Origin of the sequence: Lysinibacillus sp., assembly GCF_032093475.1 — a bacterium.
GTDB classification, from domain to species: Bacteria; Bacillota; Bacilli; order Bacillales_A; family Planococcaceae; genus Lysinibacillus; species Lysinibacillus irui.
Genome location: NZ_DAMDAY010000155.1, coordinates 1 through 8,502 on the forward strand (window position 1 = coordinate 1; position 8,502 = coordinate 8,502).

6 protein-coding genes are annotated in these 8,502 nt (G+C 36.0%); all 6 read right to left on the reverse strand.

Annotated features, from left to right (window positions below; all coding sequences use genetic code 11):
* Positions 1-346: 346 nt before the first annotated feature.
* Positions 347-1,429 (reverse strand): HD-GYP domain-containing protein, encoded by a 1,083-nt coding sequence (locus tag RT445_RS21610; protein ID WP_274795112.1) that lies wholly within the window; start codon positions 1,427-1,429, stop codon positions 347-349.
* A 139-nt stretch (positions 1,430-1,568) separates the two neighbouring features.
* Positions 1,569-4,034, reverse strand: coding sequence for a DNA gyrase subunit A (gyrA, locus tag RT445_RS21615; protein ID WP_274795110.1), 2,466 nt, complete (start codon positions 4,032-4,034; stop codon positions 1,569-1,571).
* A gap of 25 nt (positions 4,035-4,059) precedes the next feature.
* Positions 4,060-5,994 (reverse strand): DNA topoisomerase (ATP-hydrolyzing) subunit B, encoded by a 1,935-nt coding sequence (gene gyrB / locus RT445_RS21620; RefSeq protein WP_274795109.1) that lies wholly within the window; start codon positions 5,992-5,994, stop codon positions 4,060-4,062.
* A gap of 92 nt (positions 5,995-6,086) precedes the next feature.
* Positions 6,087-7,202 carry a DNA replication/repair protein RecF gene (gene recF, locus RT445_RS21625; RefSeq protein ID WP_274795108.1) on the reverse strand — a complete coding sequence of 372 codons (1,116 nt, stop codon included), beginning with the start codon at positions 7,200-7,202 and terminating at the stop codon, positions 6,087-6,089.
* Between the two features lie 3 nt (positions 7,203-7,205).
* Positions 7,206-7,430, reverse strand: coding sequence for a S4 domain-containing protein YaaA (yaaA, locus tag RT445_RS21630; protein ID WP_274795107.1), 225 nt, complete (start codon positions 7,428-7,430; stop codon positions 7,206-7,208).
* Between the two features lie 112 nt (positions 7,431-7,542).
* The coding region (dnaN, locus tag RT445_RS21635) for a DNA polymerase III subunit beta (protein WP_313471534.1) at positions 7,543-8,502 on the reverse strand (960 nt) is incomplete at its 5' end.

The following is an 8,502-nucleotide window of genomic DNA, read 5'->3' on the forward strand; positions in this document are numbered from 1 at the left end:
CTTAAAACTTTATTGATTACGTTTTGCTTGTTCAGTTTTCAAGGTTCATGTTATTTATTTCAGTGTCACCTCTTGGCGACTCATTTATAATATCAAGATTCTAAAATAAAGTCAACACTTTCTACATAAATATTTCAAAACAATGTTATATAGGTATTTCAAAACATCATTCCATTGAAAAAACTACTATTTAAATAATTCTGTCTGCTAATCTTTAAAATATGTATACTTGCTCTTAAAACTATGATAGTTCAAACTAAAGAGCATGATTTTGTTTGTAGGAAATACATTGATCAGCCTTAATAAAAAGGCAGCCATAGTCTGGTATATGGCTTGCCTATTACTTTTATATGTTTGTTATAATTCGTGAAATGTAAAAACTACGGTTTTTGCCTAAATCAAAAATTTCCCCTGAATGAATCAATTTAATAAGTGGACGTGTTGGTGCAAATTTATTCACAAACATTACTTCTCCACGTTCTAGATTAGAAAGCTCTACAATTGTTCCAATAGGAAGATCCGCAACAATATCAATTAATGCGCGCACTACTTTAATATCAAACTTACCGAACTCCGATTCATTTATCATTTCTATAACTTTAAATGAAGATTGCTTTGATCTATACACTCGTTCACAAGTCATTGCATGAAATACATCTGCAACAGCAATAATTTGTGCAAAAATAGAGATGTTAGCAATCCTTTCCCCTTTTGGATATCCACTTCCATTTAAACGTTCATGATGTTGGAAGATTGCTTCTTTCATTGTCTCCTTTAGAACGGTTAAATCTTTCACCATATTATAGCTATATACCGGATGTTTATAAATTTCATTATATTCTTGTTCTGTTAAAGGTGTCTTCTTATCTCTAATACGAGGATGCACTTTGGCCATACCGCAATCCGCTAATAATCCACCAATTGCAACTTGAATGGTAGTTCCTCTATCATATCCAAGTTTTTGAGCAATAACTGCAGAGATCAGACCTGTCGCAACACAATGATGATACAAGTATTCTTTAGGGTTTGAATACTCATTTAAATCAAAAATTATAGTACGATCATCTAATACCATCTCTACTAAAGGTAAAATAATTGTTCTTGCCTTAGCAATATCTACTTTAGCTCCCGCTTCCCAATTTTTAAATTCTCTTTTAAATTGTTCAACGGAATTATTATAAACTTTTCTAAAAGTCGGAATATCTTCTATTACAACTTCGACATCATTTTCTTTCTTTTCAAGTTGAGCATCTTGTTGATTTTTATAAACGGGAACATTGAAAATATTAAAAGCATGAAAAACTTGCAAATGTACATAGGAAATCTTTGTATCTTTAAAGATGATTGGATATTGTGTATTAGCAAAAATATCTTCAGAAATTACTTTACCAACGCCTAACTCTGAAATCGGAACATGTATAGTTTCCATAAAAAAAACACCTCTCCACTGTTTCTTGCTTAAATAAGGTACTATCATTTTAACATGGAATTCAAAATAATTACTTATTTTTCATTATTTATGTAAAAAACCGATGACGACAAATTGAATGTCGTTCATCGGTTTAAAATTATTCCTCTATATCCTCTTCATCTTCTTGAGACTCTTCTTCTTTTTCAACTTTAGCCACAGTTGCAACCAATTCGTCATCTCCTAATCGAATTAAACGAACTCCCTGTGTACTACGCCCAATTAATGAAATATCATTTACATCCATGCGGATAAGCATACCGTTAATTGTAATAAGCATGAGATCCTCAGAACCATCAACTGTTTTTACAGCTACCATTGGACCGTTTTTATCTGTAATCTGGATTGTTTTCAGACCTACACCGCCACGGCTTTGTAAACGGTAGTCCTCTTCTGAAGTACGTTTACCATAACCCTTTTGGGTAACAACGAGAATTTCCTGTCCTGGTTCAACAATCTCCATGCCAACGACTTCATCACCGTCACGCAGTTTAATACCTCGAACCCCACCAGCTGTACGACCCATAGAACGAATATCATCTTCTTGGAAACGAACAAGCATACCATCACGTGTACCAATAATAACTTGTTTATGTCCATCTGTTAAACGCACAGAAATAAGATCATCATCTTCTCGTAAGCTAATAGCTATTAAACCATTTGTTCGGATGTTAGCAAATTGAGAGACAGGTGTACGTTTCGTAATCCCTGTTTTTGTTGTAAAGATAAAGTATGCATCTTCATCAAACGATCCCACACGAATCATAGCTGTTACTTTTTCGCCTTTTTCTATATTAAGTAAGTTAACGATTGGTAACCCTTTAGCCGTACGACCGAACTCAGGAATTTCATAACCTTTAGCTCTAAATACTTTACCTTTTGATGTAAAGAATAGAATAGTGTCATGAGTAGAGGTATTCATTAGATGCTCTACAAAGTCATCTTCATTTGTTCCCATTCCTTGTACACCACGGCCACCACGTTTTTGACTACGGTATGTGTTCGCAGCTAAACGTTTAATATAGCCATTATGCGTTAAAGTAACAACTGAGTTTTCTACAGGGATTAGGTCTTCATCCTCAATCATTTCTAAACCACCTGATGTAATTTCAGTACGGCGTGTATCATTAAAACGTTCTTTCAACTCTAAAATTTCAGTGCGAATAATATCAACAATTTTCGCTTCATCAGCTAGAATGGCCTTTAATTCTGCTATTAGAATCTGAAGCTCTTGATACTCCGCTTCTATTTTTTCACGCTCTAATCCACTTAAGCGAACTAAACGCATATCCAAAATAGCTTGAGCCTGTCGCTCTGATAAATTAAAACGCTCCATTAATTGTGGTTTCGCTTCTTCACCACTACGTGAACCACGAATAATAGCAATAATTTCATCAATATGATCTAGAGCGATTCGTAAACCTTCTAAAATATGAGCACGGTCCTCTGCTTTACGAAGGTCGAATTCTGTACGACGACGAATAATTACTTTTTGGTGCTCTAAATAATGGTATAGCATCTCTTTTAAGCCCAGTACTTTTGGCTGTCCATTTACTAATGACAGCATATTAATACCGAAGCTTGATTGCATAGCTGTTTGTTTATACAAATTATTTAAGACAACATTAGCATTGGCATCTTTACGAATTTCAATGACTACTCGCATACCACGACGGTCAGATTCATCACGTAAATTTGTAATACCATCTATTTTTTTATCACGTACTAGCTCTGCAATTTTTTCAATAAGCTTCGCCTTATTTACTTGATAAGGTAATTCATGAATAAGAATAGTTTCCTTACCATTGGACTTTTGCTCAATTTCAACCTTTGCACGAATAATAATGGAACCACGACCCGTTTCATAGGCTCTGCGGATACCGCTACGTCCTAAGATTAATCCCCCAGTAGGAAAATCTGGCCCTGGGATAATTTCCATTAATTCTTCTGTTGTAATAGCTGGATTTTCGGAAAGAGCTATAACGGCATCTATTGTTTCTCCCAATTGGTGTGGAGGGATATTTGTTGCCATACCAACAGCAATCCCTGCAGCACCGTTCACTAATAAGTTTGGATAGCGACTCGGTAAAACGATAGGTTCCTTTTCTGATCCATCATAGTTGTCTGTATAGTCAATTGTATCTTTATTGATATCACGGAGCATTTCCATGGCTATTTTAGACATACGTGATTCAGTATAACGCATGGCTGCTGCCCCATCACCATCAACAGATCCAAAGTTTCCATGACCATCTACTAGCATATAACGATAGCTAAAATCTTGCGCCATACGTACCATTGCATCATAAATGGAAGAGTCACCATGTGGATGATACTTACCCATAACATCCCCAACAATACGTGCTGATTTTTTGTAAGGCTTATCTGCTGTATTTCCTAACTCCTGCATCCCATATAAAATACGACGATGAACTGGTTTTAATCCATCACGTACATCAGGTAATGCACGTGACACAATTACACTCATTGCATAATCAAGAAAGGATGTTTCAATTTCTTCTGTGATATTAATTCCTTTAACACCGGAGCGTTCTTGTTCTGACAAAGTGTAGACCTCCTTTCAAGAAAAACTAAATATCTAAATTAGCGTATACGGCATTTTCCTCGATAAATTGACGACGAGGTTCAACTTCATCGCCCATTAAACGTTCAAATGCTTGGTTTGCTTTAATTGCATCATCTAATTCTACTTGTAATAATGTGCGGTGCTCTGGATCCATTGTTGTTTCCCAAAGTTGTTCAGCATTCATTTCACCAAGACCTTTATATCGTTGTACATTTGGTTTTGGCATTTTAGGTAGACGCTCTAAAATTTCCTTTAACGTTTCCTCATCATAGCAGTATTCAACATGCTTACCTTGTTTAACTTGATAAAGTGGTGGCTGCGCAATATAAATATAGCCTGCTTCCACAAGAGGTCGAAGGAAACGGAAGAAGAAAGTTAAAAGTAATGTACGGATATGTGCTCCGTCAACATCGGCGTCAGTCATGATAATGATTTTATGATAACGCGCCTTTTCTAAATTGAACTCTTCTCCAATACCTGTACCAAAAGCTGTGATCATTGCACGGATTTCTGCATTCGATAGAATTTTATCTAGTCGGGCTTTTTCAACATTGAGAATTTTACCACGTAGAGGCAAAATTGCTTGGAAGTGACGATCACGTCCTGATTTAGCAGATCCTCCGGCAGAATCACCCTCAACAATATAGATTTCACATTCAGCTGGATTTGTTGAAGAACAGTCAGCTAATTTACCTGGTAAGCTTGAAACCTCCAGTGCATTTTTACGACGAGTAAACTCACGAGCTTTTTTAGCCGCTACACGTGCACGTGCTGCCATTAAACCTTTTTCGACAATTTTACGAGCTACTGTCGGATTTTCTAACATAAAACGTTCAAAGCCATCTGAGAATAATGAATTGGTAATTTGACTTACTTCAGAATTCCCTAACTTTGTTTTCGTTTGTCCTTCAAATTGAGGATCGGGATGTTTTACAGAGACAATAGCTGTTAATCCTTCACGTACATCCTCACCTGTAAGATTTGCATCAGATTCTTTTAGTAATCCGCTTTTGCGTGCATAATCATTAATAACACGTGTAAGTGCTGTTTTAAAACCAGACTCGTGAGTACCACCTTCATACGTATTAATGTTATTAGCAAATGAAAAGATATTAGAGGAGAATCCAGCATTATATTGCATAGCAATTTCTACTGTGATTCCATCCTTTTCGCCAAGAACATCAATTGGATCATGAATAGGCTCTTTTGATTGGTTTAAATGTTCTACATAGGAACGAATACCACCTTCATAGTGGTATGTAGTTGAACGTTCTTGATCTTCACGTTCATCAGCAATGGTAATCTTAATGCCACGATTTAAATAAGCTAACTCTCGAATACGATGAGCTAAAATGTCAAATTCATAAACAGTTGTTTCTTTAAAGATTTCTGGATCAGCTTTAAAACGTGTTGTTGTACCATTGTGATCTGTATCACCAATAATCGTTAATTCTTGAACTGTCTTTCCTCGTTCGAATTTAATTTCATGGATATGACCTTCACGGTGAACCTGAACAATTGTTTCCACAGAGAGTGCATTCACCACTGATGCCCCTACTCCGTGAAGACCACCAGAAACTTTATAGCCTCCACCGCCGAATTTACCACCAGCATGTAAAACTGTCATAATAACTTCGACAGCTGGCTTACCCATTTTTTCTTGAATACTTACTGGAATCCCACGTCCATTATCTTCTACGCGAATCCAGTTATCTTTTTCAATTGTTACACTTATATCTGTACAAAATCCTGCAAGAGCTTCATCGATACTATTATCAACAATTTCCCATACTAAATGGTGAAGCCCTTTAGAGCTTGTAGAACCGATATACATCCCTGGTCTTTTACGTACTGCCTCTAAACCTTCTAATACCTGGATCTGATCAGCCTCATAAGCTTGGTTTTGTAAACCTTCGTTCTCTATAGCCACGGCTTTCATCTACTCCTTCATAACATCATTGTGTGTAAATGAATGAACAGTCAACCGAGCTGACTATTACCATTCTTTTGTAATCTAAAAAACTACCCTGGCTAACTTTTATCAATCGCTCCTTGTTTCACGTGGAACAGTTGAGCTTGTTCCATCGTTTCATGATGAATTCCATCTACACTTGTAGTTGTAACAAAGGTCTGGACTTCACCTTGAATGGTATTTAATAAATGCGATTGACGATAATCATCGAGTTCCGACAAAACATCATCTAAAAGTAGTATGGGTGTTTCATTTGTTTCTTGTTTAATTAATTCAATTTCAGCAAGCTTTAAAGATAACGCTGTAGTACGTTGTTGTCCTTGTGAGCCATAAGTTTGAACATCATAGCCATTTACTAAAAACTGCAAATCATCACGATGTGGGCCAACTAATGTGACACCCCTGTCAAATTCACGTTCTCTCGCTTCAATCAATTTTTGATGTAAAGTATTTTCAATTTCGCTAGTAGAGTGTTCTTTTTCAATACCAGCTACCGTACGATATTTTATAACCAATGTTTCCTTACCTTGCGATATACCTGCGTGTATAGGTTCCGCCCACTCCTGCAACAAATCCATAAATTGAAATCTTTTACGAATAATTTGGGTAGCTGCGTGAATATATTGTTCATTGTAGACCTCATACATCACATCATTTGATAAGGACTTGCCCTGGTTCATCTTTAAGAAATGGTTTCGTTGTTTTAAAACTTTTTGAAAGGTTAATAAATCATGTAAGTAGACAGGCGAAATTTGCCCAATCTCCATATCAATAAAACGTCGACGTATTTGCGGACTCCCCTTTACCACGTTTAAATCTTCTGGCGCAAACATAACGACGTTCATTTGACCAATATAATGACTGAGGCGACTTTGCTCTATATGATTTATCTTGCCCTTTTTACCTTTCTTTGTAATCGTAAGTTCGATCGGTAAAATACCATGCCTTTTTTTTACGGCCCCTTCTATTTTACCATAGTCTGAATCCCAACGTATTAATTCTTTATCGTTCGTAGTTCGATGGGATTTAGCCATTGCTAAAACATAGATGGACTCCATAACGTTTGTTTTTCCTTGTGCATTTTCACCAATGAAAACATTAATTTTCGGAGAAAAGTCTAAAGCTAAGGCATCATAATTACGGTAATTTGTAAGTTTTATTTGCTCAATATACATAATTTACTGTCCAGTTGGTCCTACGATTTGAAAACGACCACAGCCAGGAATATTTACCACGTCACCGTCACGTAATTTTCGACCTCGACGATCGTCTACTTCTCCATTAACATATACAGCATTTTCTTGTAAAAACCACTTGGCCATTCCACCTGAACTAATGGCATCAGTAATTTTTAATAGCTGCCCTAACGTGATGAACTCCTCATCAATTTTAATGTCCTGCATAGTGTGTTCCCCTCCGAATACAGACTGTCTATCTCTCTATCATACCTAAAATTACGCCATAAGTAAAAAAAGATAGTCACAATTAGCGACTATCTTAACGGATCTTATAATCTTAGTAAGTTCTTACAGGTAAAATTAATTGTAAAATAGCATCATCATGAACAGAACGTAAAATAAATGGTCTCATTGCCCCAGTAAATTGAATGACCACATCTTGACCATCAATTGCTTTTAATGCTTCCATCATGTATTTAGCACTGAAGGAAATTTTCAAACTTTCCCCTTCTAACGCTTCAACAGGAATTTCTTCTTGCACCTTACCAATTTCAGGTGAATTAGAAGAAACTTCAACTGCTTGATTATCTAAAATTTCAAAACGAACAACATTGTTACGATCACCTCTTGCCACAAGTGAAGCACGGTCAATAGCTTGCAACAAGGATTTCCCATTAATTGTTACATTCGTTTGATATTCTTCAGGAATTAAACGTGTTGTATCTGGATAATTCCCTTCCAGTAAGCGAGAGAAGAATAATACATCGCCAGTTTTAAATAATACTTGCTGACTTGTAATAACGATTTGCACTAAATTTGTAGAATCTTCAAGTACTTTATTTAATTCATTCAAACTTTTTCCTGGGATCACTACGCTATGTTCAACTTTCGGTAAATTTTCCAGTTGGACTTTACGTCTTGCTAAACGATGACTATCTGTTGCAACACAGATTAAAGTTTCATTTTTAATCTGCCAGTTTACACCTGTCAACACTGGTCTACTTTCTGAAGTGGCAACAGCAAACACTGTTTCACGAATAATTGTTTTTAATAGATCCGCAGGAATAGTAAATTTTTGATCTTCCGTTAATTCTGGTAGTAAAGGATATTCTGCAGCATCAGATCCAATTAAATGGAATTCAGATTTTCCTGAGCGAATATGTGTTTGAAAACCTGGTGTTACTTGAATTTCAACATCATTTGTTGGTAATTTACGTACAATTTCATTAAACATACGTGCTTGTACAACAATAGATCCGGTTTCTGCAATGTGAATAATTTGTTGTCCATCTTCTTC